20 protein-coding genes and 1 pseudogene are annotated in these 18,981 nt (G+C 40.1%); 3 read left to right on the forward strand and 18 right to left on the reverse strand.

Translation table 11 applies throughout. The features are described from left to right. From QQK02_RS15950 to QQK02_RS16020, 15 genes are all read right to left on the reverse strand, one after another. A partial coding sequence (locus QQK02_RS15950; protein ID WP_456124095.1) for a flagellin N-terminal helical domain-containing protein occupies positions 1-499 on the reverse strand: 499 nt, incomplete at its 3' end. Positions 500-772: 273 nt separating this feature from the next. After that, complete coding sequence (locus QQK02_RS15955) at positions 773-1,732, reverse strand: flagellin N-terminal helical domain-containing protein (protein ID WP_284209139.1); 960 nt, start codon at positions 1,730-1,732, stop codon at positions 773-775. 99 nt (positions 1,733-1,831) lie between these two features. After that, positions 1,832-3,046 (reverse strand): flagellar hook-associated protein FlgL, encoded by a 1,215-nt coding sequence (flgL, locus tag QQK02_RS15960; RefSeq protein WP_284209140.1) that lies wholly within the window; start codon positions 3,044-3,046, stop codon positions 1,832-1,834. A 6-nt stretch (positions 3,047-3,052) separates the two neighbouring features. Continuing rightward, positions 3,053-5,011, reverse strand: coding sequence for a flagellar hook-associated protein FlgK (flgK, locus tag QQK02_RS15965; RefSeq protein WP_284209141.1), 1,959 nt, complete (start codon positions 5,009-5,011; stop codon positions 3,053-3,055). 58 nt (positions 5,012-5,069) lie between these two features. Further along, positions 5,070-6,002, reverse strand: coding sequence for a flagellar assembly peptidoglycan hydrolase FlgJ (gene flgJ / locus QQK02_RS15970; protein ID WP_284209142.1), 933 nt, complete (start codon positions 6,000-6,002; stop codon positions 5,070-5,072). 18 nt (positions 6,003-6,020) lie between these two features. Continuing rightward, entirely contained in the window at positions 6,021-7,115 is a 1,095-nt protein-coding gene (locus tag QQK02_RS15975; RefSeq protein WP_284209143.1) for a flagellar basal body P-ring protein FlgI, read from the reverse strand. An 18-nt stretch (positions 7,116-7,133) separates the two neighbouring features. Further along, positions 7,134-7,820, reverse strand: coding sequence for a flagellar basal body L-ring protein FlgH (flgH, locus tag QQK02_RS15980; protein WP_284209144.1), 687 nt, complete (start codon positions 7,818-7,820; stop codon positions 7,134-7,136). 13 nt (positions 7,821-7,833) lie between these two features. Further along, on the reverse strand, positions 7,834-8,622 hold the full coding sequence (gene flgG, locus QQK02_RS15985) for a flagellar basal-body rod protein FlgG (protein ID WP_284209145.1): 789 nt from the start codon (positions 8,620-8,622) through the stop codon (positions 7,834-7,836). A 16-nt stretch (positions 8,623-8,638) separates the two neighbouring features. Further along, complete coding sequence (gene flgF / locus QQK02_RS15990; protein WP_284209146.1) at positions 8,639-9,382, reverse strand: flagellar basal-body rod protein FlgF; 744 nt, start codon at positions 9,380-9,382, stop codon at positions 8,639-8,641. 174 nt (positions 9,383-9,556) lie between these two features. Continuing rightward, positions 9,557-10,936 (reverse strand): flagellar hook protein FlgE, encoded by a 1,380-nt coding sequence (gene flgE / locus QQK02_RS15995; RefSeq protein WP_284209148.1) that lies wholly within the window; start codon positions 10,934-10,936, stop codon positions 9,557-9,559. Between the two features lie 26 nt (positions 10,937-10,962). Then, on the reverse strand, positions 10,963-11,655 hold the full coding sequence (locus QQK02_RS16000; protein ID WP_284209149.1) for a flagellar hook assembly protein FlgD: 693 nt from the start codon (positions 11,653-11,655) through the stop codon (positions 10,963-10,965). A gap of 13 nt (positions 11,656-11,668) precedes the next feature. Then, positions 11,669-12,088 carry a flagellar basal body rod protein FlgC gene (flgC, locus tag QQK02_RS16005; protein ID WP_284209150.1) on the reverse strand — a complete coding sequence of 140 codons (420 nt, stop codon included), beginning with the start codon at positions 12,086-12,088 and terminating at the stop codon, positions 11,669-11,671. A gap of 2 nt (positions 12,089-12,090) precedes the next feature. Then, positions 12,091-12,489, reverse strand: a complete 399-nt coding sequence (gene flgB, locus QQK02_RS16010; protein ID WP_284209151.1) for a flagellar basal body rod protein FlgB — start codon at positions 12,487-12,489, stop codon at positions 12,091-12,093. Positions 12,490-12,629: 140 nt separating this feature from the next. Continuing rightward, positions 12,630-13,454 (reverse strand): CheR family methyltransferase, encoded by an 825-nt coding sequence (locus tag QQK02_RS16015; protein ID WP_407705052.1) that lies wholly within the window; start codon positions 13,452-13,454, stop codon positions 12,630-12,632. A 17-nt stretch (positions 13,455-13,471) separates the two neighbouring features. Then, positions 13,472-14,401 carry a chemotaxis protein gene (locus QQK02_RS16020; protein WP_284209153.1) on the reverse strand — a complete coding sequence of 310 codons (930 nt, stop codon included), beginning with the start codon at positions 14,399-14,401 and terminating at the stop codon, positions 13,472-13,474. A gap of 171 nt (positions 14,402-14,572) precedes the next feature. On the opposite strand from QQK02_RS16020, the gene flgA reads away from it, so the two are divergent. The 3 genes from flgA to QQK02_RS16035 all read left to right on the forward strand — a co-directional run bounded on the left by flgA (position 14,573) and on the right by QQK02_RS16035 (position 16,098). Next, positions 14,573-15,265 carry a flagellar basal body P-ring formation chaperone FlgA gene (flgA, locus tag QQK02_RS16025; protein WP_284209154.1) on the forward strand — a complete coding sequence of 231 codons (693 nt, stop codon included), beginning with the start codon at positions 14,573-14,575 and terminating at the stop codon, positions 15,263-15,265. A 74-nt stretch (positions 15,266-15,339) separates the two neighbouring features. Beyond that, positions 15,340-15,651, forward strand: coding sequence for a flagellar biosynthesis anti-sigma factor FlgM (flgM, locus tag QQK02_RS16030; RefSeq protein WP_284209155.1), 312 nt, complete (start codon positions 15,340-15,342; stop codon positions 15,649-15,651). 15 nt (positions 15,652-15,666) lie between these two features. Further along, positions 15,667-16,098 carry a flagella synthesis protein FlgN gene (locus tag QQK02_RS16035; RefSeq protein ID WP_284209157.1) on the forward strand — a complete coding sequence of 144 codons (432 nt, stop codon included), beginning with the start codon at positions 15,667-15,669 and terminating at the stop codon, positions 16,096-16,098. Between the two features lie 239 nt (positions 16,099-16,337). Here QQK02_RS16035 and QQK02_RS16040 read toward each other — a convergent pair whose 3' ends face one another. The 3 genes and pseudogenes from QQK02_RS16040 to QQK02_RS16050 all read right to left on the reverse strand — a co-directional run. After that, complete coding sequence (locus tag QQK02_RS16040) at positions 16,338-17,141, reverse strand: SDR family NAD(P)-dependent oxidoreductase (RefSeq protein ID WP_284209158.1); 804 nt, start codon at positions 17,139-17,141, stop codon at positions 16,338-16,340. 116 nt (positions 17,142-17,257) lie between these two features. Continuing rightward, positions 17,258-17,992 (reverse strand): DUF4097 family beta strand repeat-containing protein, encoded by a 735-nt coding sequence (locus tag QQK02_RS16045; protein ID WP_284209159.1) that lies wholly within the window; start codon positions 17,990-17,992, stop codon positions 17,258-17,260. A 167-nt stretch (positions 17,993-18,159) separates the two neighbouring features. Then, positions 18,160-18,909, reverse strand: a pseudogene (locus tag QQK02_RS16050) (TonB-dependent receptor domain-containing protein); the annotation flags it as partial. Positions 18,910-18,981: the final 72 nt, after the last annotated feature.

Below are 18,981 nucleotides of genomic sequence, written 5' to 3' on the forward strand. Positions count from 1 at the left end.
TTGAGCCACCAACGTTCTGCATACTAAAACTGATAGTTTGTACAGCATCCGCACCTACCTGGAAACTCGCTGAGTAAGAACCATCTAGTAGGTTCTGACCACCGAAAGTTGTATCAGAAGCAACACGGTTAACTTCTTCCATTAATGAACGGATTTCTTCTTGCAGTGCTAAACGATCTTCGTCTGTGTTTGAACCGTTAGATGCTTGTTGTGCCAACGTACGAACACGTTGGAACATTGATGTTACTTCTTCCATCGCACCTTCAGCTGTTTGTGCTAATGAAATACCATCGTTTGCGTTACGGTTACCTTGGTTCAAACCTTGAATTTGAGACTCTAGGCGGTCAGATATTTGTAGACCAGCAGCATCGTCTCTAGCACTGTTAATGCGTAAACCTGAAGATAGACGTTGGAATGAAGTATCAAGCGAGTTGCCTGAATTACTTAATTGACGTTGAGCGTTTAACGAGCTCACGTTAGTGTTTACATATAAAGCCATAATTTACTCTCTTATATCTCATTACTAAAAAGCTACAGTAAATACTGCCAGCTGGTTGCCAGGTCTCTCACCTCCTGATAATTTCTTTATCGGCGAGTGTAAAATGATCTTTAATAGTTTTTTTATTTTTTTTAATCTCTTTTAATTTTAGTAACTTAGCACCTATCCAAACGTAGCAACTTAAGATGTAATATCGCTTAAGTCCAATCCTCATATCAAATTTTTGACATAAAAAAAGCCAGCTAAGCTGGCTTTTAAACAACGATTGTCTTATTAACCTTGTAATAAGCTCAGTGCAGCCTGAGGACGCTGGTTCGCTTGACCAAGTATTGTTTGGCTAGCTTGTTGTAAAATTTGATTACGTGTCAATGCTGCTGTTTCAGCGGCAAAGTCAGCATCTTTAATACGTGATTTCGCAGCTGAAAGGTTTTCAGAGATATTTGCTTGGTTACGTATCGTTGATTGAAAACGATTTTGTACCGCACCTAATTCAGCACGCTTTTTATCAACTACCGCAATTAACGAGTCAATACCAGCAAATACAACTTGAGAGTTAACTTGCGAAGATACACTAATAGACGTTGCAATAAATGCCGCGGCAAATGTATCAGTAGCCAATGCAGCGCCACCAATGTCTGAAGCACCTTCAGCTAATGTTGACAGACTAACCCCATTAACAGCACTTGCAACACCTGCAATACCTGACAGTGTAAAACCGCCATTTGCCGACATACTATTGCCGCTGACGTTTCTCATATCAAAACCGATGGTTTGCACAGCATCAGCCCCGACTTGGAAGTTTGCCGAGTAGCTACCGTCAAGTAAATTTTGTCCACCAAACGTAGTATCTGACGCTACGCGGTTTACTTCTTCCATTAACTGTCTAATTTCTTCTTGCAGCGCTAAACGGTCTTCATCGGTATTTGAACCGTTTGATGCCTGCTGAGCTAATGTACGAACACGTTGAAGCATTGATGTCATTTCTTCCATCGCACCTTCAGCCGTTTGCGCTAAAGAAATACCATCATTTGCGTTTCGGTTACCTTGAGTTAAACCCAAGATTTGCGACTGCAAACGGTCAGATATTTGAAGACCAGCGGCATCATCTGCAGCTGAGTTGATTCGTAAGCCAGAAGATAGACGCTTAAAAGAGGTATCTAAGGCATCACCTGAGTTACTTAACTGTCGTTGTGCGTTTAATGCACTGATATTACTGTTTACATATAAAGGCATGTGACCTCTCTTATTCTGTTATATCTATCGTCTAAATTGACGGTTTTATGTATGAACTAATCTTTAAAAGCAAACTAAATGCCAACTTTAAAAAAAAGATTAAATATAGTTAAACAAACTAAGCCCTTGTAAGGTCGCGTAAGTTTGTTGTGCCGCTTGTAAGGCAACTTTCGATTGTTCAAATTGTGTAACGGCGGTCGCGAAATCTAAGTCTTCGATTACTGAACGGCCTTGCTCCATTAGGAGCTCGTTGTCGGCGTGAAAGTTAGATTGGCTATCAATCAGCTGAAGGTTGATGCCCGCTTCACCTTGGCGTGTGGAAATGTGGTTAAGTGAAGCATTTATATCACTAAGGATATGACCATAATCAACGGCATGTTGCTCTGTATTGGTTATGGTTCCTGTGCGTGATACCCAGTCAATTGCATCTTTTATCGTTTGAAAAACACTAACATCTTCCTGAGGGGCTAGTTCTAGTTGGTCCCCCGGCAAAGGTGTGCCGTCGATATTGACTTCCATACCATTGAAGGCAACAGTTTGCCCTGCTACATAGGGGTCAATCGTTGTCAGGTTTACACCACCGTTATCAGTCACCGATAATTCTAGATTTCCGTCGTTATTCACATCCGTAAAGTCAAAGGTATAATTCGAACCATCAACATAATTACCACGATCAGTAATCACGGCACGGTTTACGGATACGCCACTATTATTCGTGTTATAAACACCAACAAAATCACCAATTGGGTTGTCAGCTTTCAAAAAGGCTTCATTGCCAGATTGATTCAACGGTACTTCAACACTTTTAGAGATTTTTAGCTCGCGAATACCGTCATCACCTTGATAGACGACGCTATTATCGGGTTGCAGCAAGAACGGTTGTTTATCTATTTGGTAACCGCCGAAAACGTAGCCGCCGGTTTCATCTCTTGCATTCGCAATATCTAAAATTTGTTTTAGGTTTTGTTTTAACTGCTCACCCAATGCAGCACGATCATCGTCAGACATCGAGCCATTATTTGCCTGGATAAATGTCGTTTTCACTTGGTTTAGAATATCTTGAGCTGAAGAAAAGGATCCTTCGATCAATGAATTTCGGTTTTCTGCTTGAACAATATTGCGACGAAACTGGTCAATATTAGACAATTCATCTTTATAGCCGGTTAACGTACCGTATGACACCGCATCATCTTTAGCAGTAAGTACTTTTTTACCCGATGATAAATATGCGACTTGCTCATTTAAGTCAGATTCATTTCGAGCCATATAAGTGCTCGATTGCATAAACATTTGATTAGTAGAAACTCTCATCATCTACTCCTAACGCGCCGCTTGGAACAAGGTGTCAAAAATAGTGTTAGCCACTGAAATTATTTTTGAAGACGCTTGATAGGCTTGTTGAAACTTAACTAGATTTGCCGCTTCTTCATCAAGATTGACACCTTTCGTCTCTTGATTGCGGTTATAGGCTTGGGTATACAATGCATCTGCCGTGTCTGCGACTAATTCTGCAGAGCTCGCTTTTGAGCCAACGGTTGATGTTGTAATACCAAGGTTTTGTGAAAATGACTCTCTGCCATTATTCAAGATACCTTGCGTTTGTGTTTGGGTAAGGTTGAGTGCATTAGTACCATTACCTACACCAAAAGCGTCAACTAAATTAAAAACTTCTGGCGCGTTTGGCGCTAAGCCTGAAGGCTGGCCTTCAATTTCCAAGGTCAAATCGCCTACGGTAATTTGTTGACTAGGCGGCGTATAAGCACCACCACTTACTAAAACATTTGAGGTATCAAATACTTGATAAGCAAAAACACCGCTGCCGGCTGGGTTCTCTAACACCTCAACACGACCCAAGTCATTTGCTCGGGCAGCAACGGGATCATTTACCCCCACAATTGATACACTACCACCACCAAAATTGTTATCAGCGGCTCTAATTTCTACTGGCGTACTAGCGGCAATGCCTTGCCCATCGGTTAGCGTTGCTTTCATTAAAGAAGCTGCATTTTCACCCGGTCGTATCACAAACTTGTCATTGAGTGCTGCTGCACCACCGGTTTCAACAAAGTCAAAACCAAATGCCGTATTGTAGGTACCTGCACCTGGCGCGCCTAAATTAGTTTGATTACCTGAACCTGTATCGGTAAGAATATAGTCAGTACCATCAAAACTTATTTCATATTCGCTATCGGTAAGTTGTGTGACATCTGTGATAGCAACTTGAGCAGTTAAACTACCTGTATTTGTACTCGGTGTTAAAACGCGAGCACTCATCAAATCTCCCGCATTGATATCGGTGAACATATTCAAGCCTTGCAGTGCATTTAAATCCAAACCAGCTTGTTGGTTCTGGTTAAAGGTATCTGCAATCGCTAAAGATAAACGGTCAATCTGTGCACGTGCTTCGCTTAAATGTTCATCTCGAAATTCAATCTTGGCGCCAAGTTCACCACCAATTTTAGTGCCATCTAATACGGCTTTGCCGTTTGCTGAAACAAGTTCAATTTGAGTTTTTGATGGGTCTGGATCACCTGCTGCAACATTCATAGTAAACGCTGTTGTGCCAGCAACAAGTGTTGTGCCATTAGCAATCATTACAGTTAATACACCATTTTGATCTTCTAACGTATTTACTTGCGTAAATTGACCTAATTCACTGACCAATTTATCTCTAGCATCAAGTAAGTCATTTGGTTGACCTGCAACACTTAGATCTTTGTTCTGTAGAACTTGGTTATTGATATGTGCCAGTTCACGTGAAATATCAGAAATCTGTGCGGCGATTTGCTCTATTTCACTGTTCACTGATCTTTCTAGTTGATCAAATTGGCTATTAAGAGAGTTAAAATCAGAACTGAGAATTTCAGCCTGATTAAGTGCCATTGAACGCAAGCCTAAATTACTTGGGTTATCTGCTATTGAGTTCATTGACTGATAAAGCTGTTCGATAGAAGTCATGACCGCGTTACCCATGGTACTCATGGTATCGTTTAATTGATCAAGTGACGCATGTTTGCCGTCGGCAAAGCCAAGATTAGTTTGATTTAATAATTGCTCTTTTTGAGCGAATTCGTCATAAACTCGACGAATATCGTTAATAGAAGTACCAGTACCAAAATAGTTACCGCCAAGGCTTTGACCCAAACGCGCTTCTTGTTCAGCACGTTGTCGGCTATAACCTTCAGTATTGACGTTTGCGATATTGTGAGATGTCGTTGCCAACTGTTGTTGTGCGGCTAACAAGCCACTCACGCCAGTTTGGTACAAATCTACAGACATATCATACTCCTACATGAATCTTATTCACTAAGTCATGTAACAGTTATATGTTAGTGACTTAGTTGCCTAGAATGCTGGTTACTCGTTTCAATGTGCCGATGATCTTTTTAGCATATTGAGGATCGGTTGCGTAACCTGCTTTCTGCAAACCATGCAGAAAGTGTTCCACATTTGAGGAATTGTTAAGCGCGTCCTGATATCTATCGTTTGAAGACAAGAAATCAATGTAATCGTTAACACTATCTTTAATTGAGTCATACACTCTGAAAGGTTCGTTTTTCTTGGCCATAGTGCCATTTTCAAACTCAAGCGTTTCTTTGCTCGCTTTATCACCTTGCCATCGACTATCAGCTTTAATATTAAATAAGTTATTGGAGCTTTGGCCGTCAGTTTTTTGAATGATCTTCTTACCCCAACCAGTTTCTAATGCTGATTGAGCGATAACAACTTGATAAGGGATACCGAGTGCTTTTTCTACCGCTTTAGCAGGTTGGGTAAGCTGTTGAACAAAATCTTCTGGTTGTTCAAAAGAAAGTGACTGTTTCGCTTGGTCTATCAACTCAGAGAAAGGTCGATCGTTGCTGTTTGTTGCCGAGGTTTGTTGACGCTGAACTAAACTGGTTAATTCACCGTCACTACGTAATACTGATGCGGGTTTGTAATTGTCTTGATCGCCACCTAATTGACGAACAATTAAGTCAGACAAGCCTAAGCTACCATTATTCGATAACTCTAATGCTAATTGCTGATCATGCATGTCTCGATAAAATTTAGCATTTTGCGAGTTAAAAGGGCTATCAGACTCCAACACTTCTTGAGCACTTCGCATGCTTTTCAACAACATTTGCATGAAAATCGCTTCAAATTGCTTAGCAGCAGTTTCTAGTGCTTGATCTTTCGATGCTTGATCGTCAGCTTTTGACTGCTGACGAATATTGTTCAAGCTAGTTAAGTCAAAAAAGTTTGCGGCTTCTGCACCCGGCGTTTTCATTTTAAGCTCTACCTATTGCTAGATAACTATTAACTGGCCGCGAAGTGCACCGGCTTGTTCGAGCGCTTCTAATATCGCCATCACATCGCCGGGACCTGCACCCACTTCATTAATTGCACGAACTAATGTATCGAGAGTAACCCCAGGATCAAAAACGAACATTCTTGAATCGTCTTGACGAACATCAACAATCGATTGCGTGGTTGTCACCGTCTCACCTTCAGAAAAGGCATCAGGTTGCGACACATCTTGCATTTCGTTTATGGTAACTGTAATACCACCATGAGTGATAGCTGCTGGCAGCAAACGCACATCAGAGCCAATAACAATGGTGCCGGTACGTGAGTTAACAATAACCTTGGCCGCAGGTGTGTCTAATTCAAGCTCTAAGTTTTCTAGCGTCGCTAGAAAACCAACACGATCCGATACATCTCTAGGTGCTGTCACACGAACAGAAGTGGCATCAATTGCTCTAGCTGACCCGGTAATAAAGTCGTTTATTGTGTCAGCTAAACGTTTCGCATTGGAAAAATCAGAATTACGTAAATTAAACGTAATGTAGTCACCACTTGCAAATGGTGTTGCAACTTCACGTTCGACTGTCGCACCGTTAGCAATGCGACCTACCGTTGGGGTATTTACTAAAATTTTTGACCCATCTAAGCCTTCAGCACCTAAACCACTAACCACTAAACTACCTTGTGCTACGGCGTAAGCATTGCCATCTATCCCCATTAAAATGGTTTGAACGAGTGTGCCTCCACGTAAACTTTGGGCACTCCCCATTGACGACACAGTGACATCAATCGTTTGGCCTGGTTTAGCAAACGGTGGTAATTCAGCATGTACAGCAACCGCGGCAACATTCTTAATTTTAGGCTTTAAATTGGCAGGCATTGTAATGCCAAAATTACTCAGCATGGTTTTAAAGCTCTGCTCTGTAAATGGACTTTGTTCACCTGTGCCCGGTAAACCAACTACCAGTCCATAACCGACAAGTTGGTTAGTCCTTACTCCGGCCACATCAGCTAAATCTTTTATACGTTGTGCCTGAACTTGCGTTGAAAATAAAATAATGCAAGTAGAGATAAATAGGCGAAGAATTGTATTCATAATAGTCTCCCGTTGAAATTACAACGGCCACCAACTGCTAGAGAAAAATTTAGATAGCCATCCTTGCTCTTGAACGTCTGAAAACGTGCCAGTGCCTGAGTATTGAATACGCGCATTTGCTACTTTACTTGATAGTACGGTGTTGGTTGAGCTGATGTCTTTTGAACGAATAACACCTGTCAGTCGAATGTATTCATCACCATTATTCAATGTCATCCACTTTTCACCGCGAATCATCAGGTTACCATTAGGTAAAACGCGCAAGACATGAACAGAGATATTGCCACTTAAACTATTGCTTTGGTTCGCTTTAGAGTCACCTTTAAAGTTTGAATCTTGATCGTAGGCAAATTCTAATGAATTCCCTTTAATCGTAGCTGGTACGCCACCTAAGCCAATAATTGGTGATAAGGTTGCATCATTTTCTTTTTTCAATTCTGTTTTAGCATTTTTCTGCGCTTGCGTACTTTCAGATAAAATGACAGAAATAATGTCACCAACACGATGAGCTTTAGAATCAGAATAAATATTGTTGATGTAATTTGCTTTAAATAACGAACCTGTTGGCACCAACGGCGTTTCTTCTTCAACCGGCATAATTGGCGCAAACTCTGGATCGTTAGGTAAAATTTTGGCTCGCTCATCAGTCGCCGAACATGCAGAGATTAAAACGATGGAAACCAGTGGTATAAGTAAATTTTTCATCACATCACCTCAACTATAATTGTTGGTTAATGTAGCTCAGCATTTGGTCTACGGCAGAAATAACCTTTGAGTTCATTTCATAAACACGCTGCGATTCAATCAAGTTAACGAGTTCTTCCGTGGTATTCACGTTAGACGTTTCCAAAGCACCTTGGACAATCATGCCAAACCCCTCTAAACCTGGCGTCCCTTCTTGAGGTGCGCCACTTACTGCCGTTTCAACAAATAGGTTTTGACCGATAGGTTCAAGACCGGTTGGGTTAACAAAATTAATGGTATTGATTTGACCAATAACCGCGTTATCAGCTTGGCCTTGCAGTCTAACCGACACCTCACCGTCTTGAGAGACCATGATTTCAATAGCATCTTCTGGCACGGTAATTTGAGGGTTAAGCAAATAGCCTGCGCCTGGTGTTACAACATTGCCTTCTTCATCCATGGTAAATTGACCATTTCGAGTATAAGACGATGTGCCATCAGGTAATTGAATTTCAAAAAAGCCTTCACCTTGAATCATTAAATCTAACGAGTTATCTGTCGTTAACATGTCGCCTTGGGTATGAATTTTTTGTGTCGCTACGACTTTTGTACCTGCGCCTAACATTAAACCAGATGGTGCTTGGCTATCTTGCGCCGTTCGACCACCTGGCTGATTAATTGTTTGGTACAACAAATCTTCAAACACCGCTCGGCTTTTCTTAAAACCAACCGTACTAGCATTTGCTAGGTTATTTGAAATTACAGCGATGTCTTTTGTTTGCGCATCTAAGCCTGTTTTACTGATCCATAATGCTGGGTTCATAACTTACCTCTTAAATTTAGAATGCGCGCAATAAATTCGCGGCTGCCGAGTCGTTTTCCTCGGCTGTTTTCATCAGTTTTAGTTGCATTTCAAATTGACGTTGAAGTGCAATCATATCGGTCATTTCACCTACAGGATTGACATTGCTACTTTCTAGCATGCCACCTTGTACCTGAACTAAAGCATCAGCTGGTTCAGCGGTACCATCCTTGCGACGAAATAAACCATCGTTACCTTTTTCAATGTTTCTAACATCAGGGTTAACTAATTTGATCCGGCCAATTTCTTCCTGAACAGACGATGGTGCACCTTCTGGCTGAACCATAATGGTACCGTCTCGACTAATTTGAATATTGTTTACTGGCAAAGGTAGAAAAATAGGTCCTGCATCACCGAGTACAAGTTCACCTTCATTAGTTTCCAGTGCACCTTGCTCAGTTAAGCGCAAATTACCGTTACGAGAATATGCTTCAGAGCCGTCAGCAGCTTGTACTGCAAAAAAACCATCGCCTTGAACAGCTATATCTAATGGACGATTAGTCGTGATCACCGCACCACTGTCAAAGTTTTGGCTAGCGCGCTCTGTCATCGCAAACACACGCGTAGGCATACCTTCGCCAAATGCTTGCATCGTTCTTGCTTGCGCCAAATCAGCCTTAAAGCCTGTCGTTTTAGCGTTTGCTAAGTTATTGGCAGTTATCGATAAAGAGTGCATATTTTGTTTTGCGCCGCTCATGGCGATATACAACATCTTATCCATAGCAAATTCTCTTAATTAGTTATCTTAACTAGTTAAATGCAAAAGAAGTGCCAACGTATGGACAAAATAAATAAAGAAGATAATGAGGAGTGATTGGAGATTGTTGTCGGCGAATAAAAAACAAAAAAGGCCAGCGTATTTTCATACCCTGACCTTATCTAGGTTCAACTAAAACTAACGAATCTGTAAGATTGTTTGGTTTAATTGGTTATCAACTTCTAACGAACGAGAGTTTGCTTGGAAATTTCGTTGCGCTGAAATCAAGTCAATTAACTCTGCCGTTAAGTTTACATTAGATTGCTCTAACGCTGATGAGTTTATCGTACCGAATGTACCTGAACCCGCTTCACCAGCAAGCGCTTCACCTGAAACAATACTCTCTTTCCAAGATGTACCACCAATTTGCGTTAATCCTTGCTCGTTGGCAAAGCTAACTAACGCGATACGTGAAAGCGGTTCAGATGTACCATTTGAATAGGTTGCACGAATTAAACCATCAGTATCAATATCGAGGCCAGTTAAACGGCCAACCGCCAAACCATTTTGCTCTAACGCAGTAACTTCAAAGTTAGAAGCAAACTGTGTTGGTTCATTAGCATTCGGACCCGAAGGATCTAGGTTGAAATCAATGCCAATGGTTTGGGTATCATCAGCACCATTAGCTAAAATAGTTGTGCCTACTTGTTCTGTCACAATACCACCATTTGCTAACGGAGGAAACTGACCAGTGAAATCACCACCAAAACTAAACTGTAAACGTGCACCCACTAACGCACCACCATTTACACCAGAAATAGCACCGGCAACACGACCATCAGCAGCTGCAGTACCATTAGGATCTTGAATATTTATTGGCACGCCATCAATCGCGGTAAAAAGTAGCCATTCATTTGGGTTAACCGCTGGATCATCTTTAACAAAATAATACGTTTGAACATGGCTATCACCAAGAGAGTCAAATACTGTAACCGACGTAGAGTGGTTATAGGTTAACGGGTCTGTTGGGTCAAAATTATCTGGAGAGTTTGCAATATATGAATCACCTGCTGGTAAGTTCATACGCATTGTCACTTCTGAAGTTTGCGTTGGCGCCCCCGAAGAAGTTGGCACTCGAATTGGTGAAGCAGTACTTAAACTTACAGATGATGATGTACCATCAGCATTTACAGGGAAACCTAATAAATGACCACCATTGGAGTTAACAACGAAGTTTTCTGAATTAAGTTTAAACTCACCAGCACGGGTATATGACGTTTCTAAGCTATCGATTTCAGGTACGGTTGCAAAAAAGCCGTTACCTGTGATTGCTAAATCTAGCGCATTGTTAGTGAATTGAATACTACCTTGTGAAAACTGTTGCGCAACATCTGTAGTTAACACACCGTCACCTACTTTTGTTTTACCAGCAGCTAATAATGACGATGCATAAACATCAGCAAATTCGGCACGCGACTCTTTAAAGCCCGTTGTATTGACGTTTGCAATGTTATTAGAAGTTACATCTAAATCTTTTTGTGCGGCATTTAAACCACTGAGTGATATATTAAATGACATAAGTCCACCTTATACTTAAATTCTGTTTAACTTTCGGAAACCTCAACAACGTCGGATAACGCCATTGAGCTGCCGCCGTTTAGATTTAATACGATATTGCCGCCAGCACCCGCAAGCGTCACACTATCTACTTTCCTATAGGTCATTGCCTGCAACTCTGATGCTTGACCATCAACTAAACCGGCAATTCTAAACCTGTAGGCACCTTCTGCCGCAGGCTCACCATTTGAATCTTTACCGTTCCATTCAAAGGTGAATTCACCTTGTGAAACGTCGCCTACTGGCACGGTCTGAATAATTTCACCTACGGCATTTTCAACGTAAATAAATACATTACTCGCCGGAGCGTCTGCCATTAATTTACCTTTCGCACTTTGTCCTTCAGCTATACCAAAAGTATTGTCATCAACTAAAACGCTTTGCCCTACAAGCGACGACGCCTGCAATGCTTGACTTGATGACATTTGATTAGCGAAGGTGGCAAATGACTCATTAAGCTGAGCAACACCATCAGTTGTCGAGAATGCTGTCATTTGTGAAATCATTTCATTATTTTCAACAGGCTTTGTTGGATCTTGATAAGCAAGCTCTTTGGTTAATAACGCAAAGAAATCTGCTTGCGTTAACATGCCATTGTCTGCTTCCTCAGCAACGTTATATTGGTCTTTTTGCCAATATAAACCGTCTAAACCGTTACTGCCGTTAACTGAATCAACCATTATTAGCTCCTAATTAACGCTGACCTAACATCAATGTTTTATTGACCATATTCTTCGCTGATTCAGCCAACTGAACGTTCGTTTGATAAGAACGTGATGCTGAAATCATATTAGTCATCTCTTCGATTACATTGACATTAGGCTTATATATATAGCCGTCTTTGTCTGCCATTGGATGATCAGGTTGAAACTCAACATTCAATGGTTTATCACTTTCGACAATTCCTAACACTTGCACACTGACGGATTGATCTTGCCCATCGGCAGCTTTTTGCATCTGTGCGGCAAAAACCGGATGACGTGCGCGGTAAGTTTGGTCGACGCTGCTACTGACACTGTCGGCATTAGCAATATTACTTGCCGTCGTATTTAAACGGACCGACTGTGCGCTCATACCCGCGCCACTAATGTCGAAAACATTAAATAAGCTCATAATTATTGACCTCCAGTGATCGCTTTCTTCAATCCTTTAATCTTACTATTTAAGAATTGAACACTTGCTTGATACTCTAATGAATTTTGGAGATACAAGTTTCGTTCCACTTGTACATCTACTGTATTACCATCACCTGTATCTGGTTGATTTTGCACACGATAATCTACACCATCGTTCATAGACATATTAGTATTGAAGTGTTTTTCGTTGGTACGAGACATGTTCATTTGTTGATTTTTTGCCGCCTGAGTCATTGCCGCTTTAAAGTCCATACCTTGAGCCTTATAGCCTGGGGTATCTGCGTTCGCGATGTTACTTGCAATAACTTCAGCTCGTTTTGAGCGAACCAACATGCCTTGTGCATGTAGTCCAAATGCTTTTTCAAAACTTATTGCCATAATCATTCTCCAAAATTTCCTAAGGAGATAGATTCAATAATTATGCCAAATAATTCGTCAAAAATTTGAGGGGGATAAAATTGATAAACAGGGAATAGCGCGAGTATGTTCGCGATTCCCTTACATATATAGTGATAACGTTATTTTTGGTACAAGATACCGGGGTTGCATCTTACCATCGAAAAATCTTGGTTGATGCCTGATAAGGATTCAGAAGCGCCAAGTACAAGATAAGATTCAGGGTTAAGTACGCCGTGAATTTGAGAGATAATTTTAGATTTAACTTCCGGAGAAAAGTAAATAAGTACATTTCGACAAAACACTAAATCAAACTTACCAAGCAAACTATAGCTATTGAGTAAATTCAAATGTCTAAAGCTCACTAACTTTTTAACATTATCTTTAATCTTAAGCATACCATTATCACCACTCTCGAAAAACTGACGTTTTCTTTCCATTGACAAGCCGCGAGATAACGCCAAAGTGTCGTAATGGCCATAACAACAATGCTCTAACATTGTTTCCGATATGTCAGTGCCAACAATTTGGGCTTGTTTAATCGCTCCAGGGTTCTTTTGCTGAAATTCAAGCACGCACATAGCAAGCGAGTATGGCTCTTGGCCAGAAGAGCTTGCCGCCGACCAAATTTTAATAGAAGATTTTTTCTTAGCTAACTCTGGCAGAATTTTTGACTTTAATAATTCAAACGGATAGTCGTCACGAAACCATAATGTTTCATTGGTAGTCATTGCATCAATCACTGCCGCGCGTAACTGACGCTTAGCAGGGTTTAAAGTGCTATTAACCAGTTCGTCAAGCGAAGAAAGATCAAACTTTGCCATTAATGGCGCCAGCCGACTTTTCACCAAGTACTGCTTATTTTCACCAAGTACAATACCACATTGCTGCTCGAGAAACGTTCTAAATTGGCTATAACTGCGGTCGTCTAATTGTTTTTGCATCAGTTACGTCACTTCAATGGTTATTCATCAAGCTTTAACCATTTTTTAACAGCGGTTGCTAGTTCGTCAGGGTGAAATTTAGGAATAAAGTCCTCAGCCCCTACTTTCTCAACCATCGCATTATTAAACACACCGCTTAACGAAGTATGAAGAATCACTGGCATTTGGTTTAGCCTTTCTTGACTCTTAATTTCAGCCGTTAAGGTATAACCATCCATTTCTGGCATTTCGATATCTGATATCAATAGTGCGACTTTCTCAGAAATCGACCTGTCACACGTGTCGGCAATTTCGTTTAGCTGATCTAATGCATCTTGCCCATTTTTTGCCAACACCATATTCAAACCGAGAGGCTCAAGTGCTCTTTTCACTTGGTTTCGTGCAACCGTAGAATCATCGGCAATCATCACTAGTCGCTCACCAACGCTTTCACCAACAGAGGTATCAGCAACGTCTTCACTAAGTTCCGTTGAAACTGGGTTGATCTCATTCAAGATTTTTTCAACATCAAGAATTGATACCATTTCACCTTCAATTTCGGTCACCGCTGTTAAATAATTCGACTTACCAGCGCCTTCAGGCGGCGGTAAAATATCTTGCCAGCGAATATTGATGATTCGCTCTACGCCAGCGACTAAGAAACCTTGAACTGCACGGTTATATTCAGCAATAATAATAAATGAATTGTCTGTTTGTTGGATTTCAGGACCACCTGTGGCCTTACTCAAGTCAATAACAGAAATGGTTTGTCCACGAATATGAGCCACACCTTTGATATAAGAATCTTGATGCGGAAACGCGGTTAACGGGGGACATTGCAGTACTTCACGCACTTTAAACACGTTTATTCCAAAACGCTGTGGCCCTACTAACTTAAACAACAAAAGCTCAAGTCGGTTTTGCCCCACCAATTGTGTGCGTTGATTTACCGAATCTAGAATACCAGCCATACAAACCTCTTAATTAAACACTCATTGCAACTTACGCAATCAGGCACGTTTCTTGATAAATACTACTAGACGTTCTATTTAGCGTAATTTTTTTGACACTTAGTCTGTGTTCAAGAATATCTTAAGCATAGACGAGTATTTTCAATTCCCTAAAAAATAGAAGCAATATTTATGAAAAATTTAAAGTTATTCTCATTACTTAGCACTTTATTTTTGTTTTCTGCTAGTTATAGTTTAGCGACTGAATTTGATCACGAGTATATCGAACAGTTTGCAAAAGATTTTGTAGAGAAGCATGTTGACCTACCAACAAATGGCAAAATTAACATTGCACCTACAAAACTTGATCGTCGAATTAACATTCGCCCATGCTCATCGCCATTAACGGCAAATATACCCGAAAATTCATACGGTAGAAATGTAAATATTAAAATAACTTGCAAAGATTCAAACCCTTGGCACTTATTTTTACCTGTTAAGGTATCAACACAGTTACCTGTAGTCGTGACATCAACATTGATAAATAAGGGCACAGTGTTGTCGAATGACAACCTCACGATAAAGTATGTCGATAGCAAAAGAATTCGCGGAGAAGTGTTAAATAATATGAATTCAATTATTGGCGCTAAAGCCAAACGCAGTATTGCTAGTGGCAAAACGGTTTATACCAATAATATTTGCTTGGTTTGTAGCGGCGAAAACGTGACTATTCAAGCGACTTCTGGTACGTTTAGCGTTAAAGCTACTGGCGTTGCTTTATCTAATGGCAGTTTAGGTGACCAAGTAAGAGTGAGAAATTCTCGCTCTGGCAAGGTTGTTTCGGGTAGAGTTTCAGCGATAAATAATGTTGAAATAACGCTGTAAAAAAAACTAAAGTTTTTTTGCTTTTAGTCGATAGAAAGATAGAGAAGTTTTTACTTTGCCTTTAGGAATTAGTTATGGCTATTAATATCAACAACTTAGGTAATTCAAACCCTATAACCAAAGTTGCAGATCAAAATGCGAAACAACAGTCAGCGCAAACCACACAGCAATCGGCTACAGCGCCGCAAGCTCGCCAGGATTCTGTTTCTTTAACTCCTCAGGCACAGCAGCTATCAAAATTACAACAAAAATCAGCTAATGAGCCAGAAGTGAATCAAAAGAAAGTTGAGCAATTGAAAAAAGCGATTGTTTCAGGTGAATATAAAATTGACCCTGAAAAACTTGCTGCAAGTATTGCTAACTTTGAATTTAAGTTAGACGAATAAACAAGTGGAGTGCGCATGTCAGCACCGTTAATGGTAAGTGAATTAATTGAACAACAAGAAAGCGCTTTAAATACACTTGAGCAAATTCTTATTCAAGAAAAAGACATTCTGACAAAGCGCGATCCACAAGCCTTAGTAGATATTACCGAAAAGAAACATGAACTCTTGTTGGCTGTCGAGCAGCAGGATAAGCAAATATCTATTCACCCTCATTTTAAAAGAGAATACGAAAGCAACCTTCATGATGATGCTCTAGCTCGTATCTCTGAAATTTTAGAGCGCTGCAAAACCCTAAACCACGTCAATGGTAATATTATTGCTCAATCTGAGCTAGCCGTTGATAGAATGCGAAATACGCTACTCGAGCGAAATAGTAAATCGACAATGACTTACGACGCGAAAGGCAAAAAGAGTGGTGGTCTCAGTAGCTTAGGTATTAAAGCCTAACTTTCTTTATTACTTACTCTATAAATGCGCTAACTCGTTATGAAGAGTAACGTTAATTGAGAAAGCACATACTTTTTCTTGTTACCCTCACCTTACGTTACATTATTTGGCATAGCTAAACGTTTTCAGGTAATAGCTAGTCTTGTTCAATATCAAAGTGTTGCAAATGCTGACTCAACTACCCTAACTCTTATAGCATATGATCATCACTCACTTTATCAGTTAGCTTTCAATTTGAGTTAAAGAAAATTTTTAACCATATCATCAATAACTTGGCAAACTTCCTTAACTTTATTTGAATCTAGCGCATCGCGATGCGGTGACGAAAAACGCTTACCGTCATTGTCATAATATTGCCCGCTTGCCTGACTAAACTCTTCACTTAACGCCGCTCGAGTTAATATATCTGCGCCTATCGTAATGTCTTCACCTTCAATGCCATACCCTTCTTTTACCATTTTACTCGCGAGTAAAGATCCAGGATTTACAGCAACAACACTAATTTGATCATTTTCCAGTTGTTGAGCCATGTTCATAGACCACATCGTAATAGCCAGTTTACTTTGCGCATAGGCAGCATTGGCCGCTAATCGCCCATTACCTTGCATAGCTTGCAAGTTAACTGGGGCTTGCGTGGCTGATGAGAGGTTAACGATGCGGCTATTTTTTTCGCATAGAGGAAGCAGTAATTGGGTTAATAAGTAAGGGGTTAATGTGTTAACAACAAACCTAACATCTAAACCGTCTGCGGTTATTTCATTTGATGTTTTAAACACACCTGCATTATTAATAATAACGTCTAGTTTGCTATGTTTTGATTTAACCTCGTTTGCAAATGCAACGGTATCATTAAATGAAGATAAGTCTGCTTGATAGGTCTCAATGGTATTTTGACTGATATTACTTAACTGTGCTTTAGCATCAGCCAATTTTTTAGGATTTCTTCCATGAATGAGTAGGCAACAGTCAGTTTGCACTAGCATTTTTGCAGTTTCTAGCCCTATGCCATCTGTTGCGCCTGTTAATAAAATCGCCTTAGTCACAATGATTCCCTGACCGGATAAAGCAAAAACCCCAAGCATAAGATTAGGGTTTTTAATTAAAAATGTAATCTACCGTTAGGTATAGCTAATCTTATTCGGCGAGTAAAGTTTGTTAGTTATTTACGACGTTCAACATTCGATACATTAACACTACCTGAACCATCACTAAGTAATTCAAAATTATATGCATTATCAACGCTGATACTTCCAGAGCCATCAGAAACACTAACTTGCCCTGCAACATCAGCTACATCAATACTGCCCGAACCGTCTGAGATACGAACATCACCTTCGACACCTTTTACTTTCACACTGCCTGAACCGTCATTAATAACAAGCTTGCCTTTTTGATTGTTAACATCAATTTGACCTGAACCATCGTTAATCGTCAGCGCCGTTAAGTTGTCCGCAATTTTAATCTCGCCAGAACCGTCGTTGATTACAGTGACACTTGCTTGGCTAATATTGATAGGACCTGAGCCGTCACTAACATCGGTTAACAACTGATTAGGCACATATACAGCTAAATTAATTTTAGTATGATTATTATTCTCACAGCTGTTTGCTTTTAACTTAGCTTTGCTGTCATCGCTCGACTTAGGTGCTAGCGATAAACAATATTTTGCGCCTACTTCGTTTTGGTAGATATCAGCAGTAACCTCAATAACATTATTGTGATGGCCAATAATCGTTAAACTACCTGCACCAGCTTCGATACTAAAGTTATCTAATGACGATGCCGGTAATGACAAGGTTTTAGTTTCAACTTTCTCAAATTCATCATTACTAAAGATATGCGCATTGGCAAGAAAGGCGCTGCTAGAAAGTAATACCGCTAATAGTGTTTTCATTATGTTCAATCCTTGGTTATTTTCTAAGTTAGTATCACTTTAAATAAAAAAGGTTTAAATAGATAAAACAGAATTGTTAACTTTTATGTTCAATCCCAGTAACTCATTAAATAACAAGCATAAAAAAAGCGAGCTTAACGCTCGCTTTTTTAATAAATCATCGTCAATTAAAACTTGTAGTTAGCTTTAACGAAGAAGTAACGGCCTAATACATCATAAGTATACGGGTCTGTATTTGAGTCGTTATTACCTGTGTAGTATGGCGCTTGCTTATCGAATAAGTTATTGATACCACCAGTTAACGTTAAGTTGTCGTTCAAGTAATATGAACCAGAAACGTCATGGTAGGTAACCGCATCAACTTTCGGCGCATAACATTTTTCAGGCGCTGACTTACATGCAAAGCTATCTACTTCAGAGATGTAACGTAATTCATAGTTTGCATCCCAGTTGTCAGACTTAGCCGTTAACGTAAAGTTAGTTTTTATATCAGCGTAAGCACCAGCACCACCAGTCACAAAACCTTTATAGTCTGTAGCAACACCATCTTGGTCAATTTCTTCGTATTCGCTTAAGAATGAAGAGTCTAATGACGCTCTCCAACTAATGCTTGCCGCATCAAATGTGTAAGCAATGTTTAAATCAACACCAGCAGTATTAATACCACCTAAGTTTTGTAAGCCATTATCAAATTTAACACGGCCTGTGCCGTCCATTGATAAGTTAGCTGCTTGACATAATGCAGTATCTGAGTTGATGTTATTGCCATCTGCACCTAAACACTGTTCCACAATATATTGCTCAGAAACAGCAGTAATTGCGTTGGTGATCTGAATATCGTAATAATCAACTGTTAGTGATAAACCTTCAATTGCTTCAGGTTCAATGACAGCACCTACCGTTAAAATATCCGCTTCTTCTGGAGTTAATAATGTCCACTTCCCCTAAACTGAAACACGCATAATTAGAGTTTTCTGCAATGCTTAATG

The sequence above is a fragment of the Thalassotalea eurytherma genome, assembly GCF_030161415.1.
Classification (GTDB): Bacteria; Pseudomonadota; Gammaproteobacteria; order Enterobacterales; family Alteromonadaceae; genus Thalassotalea_G; species Thalassotalea_G eurytherma.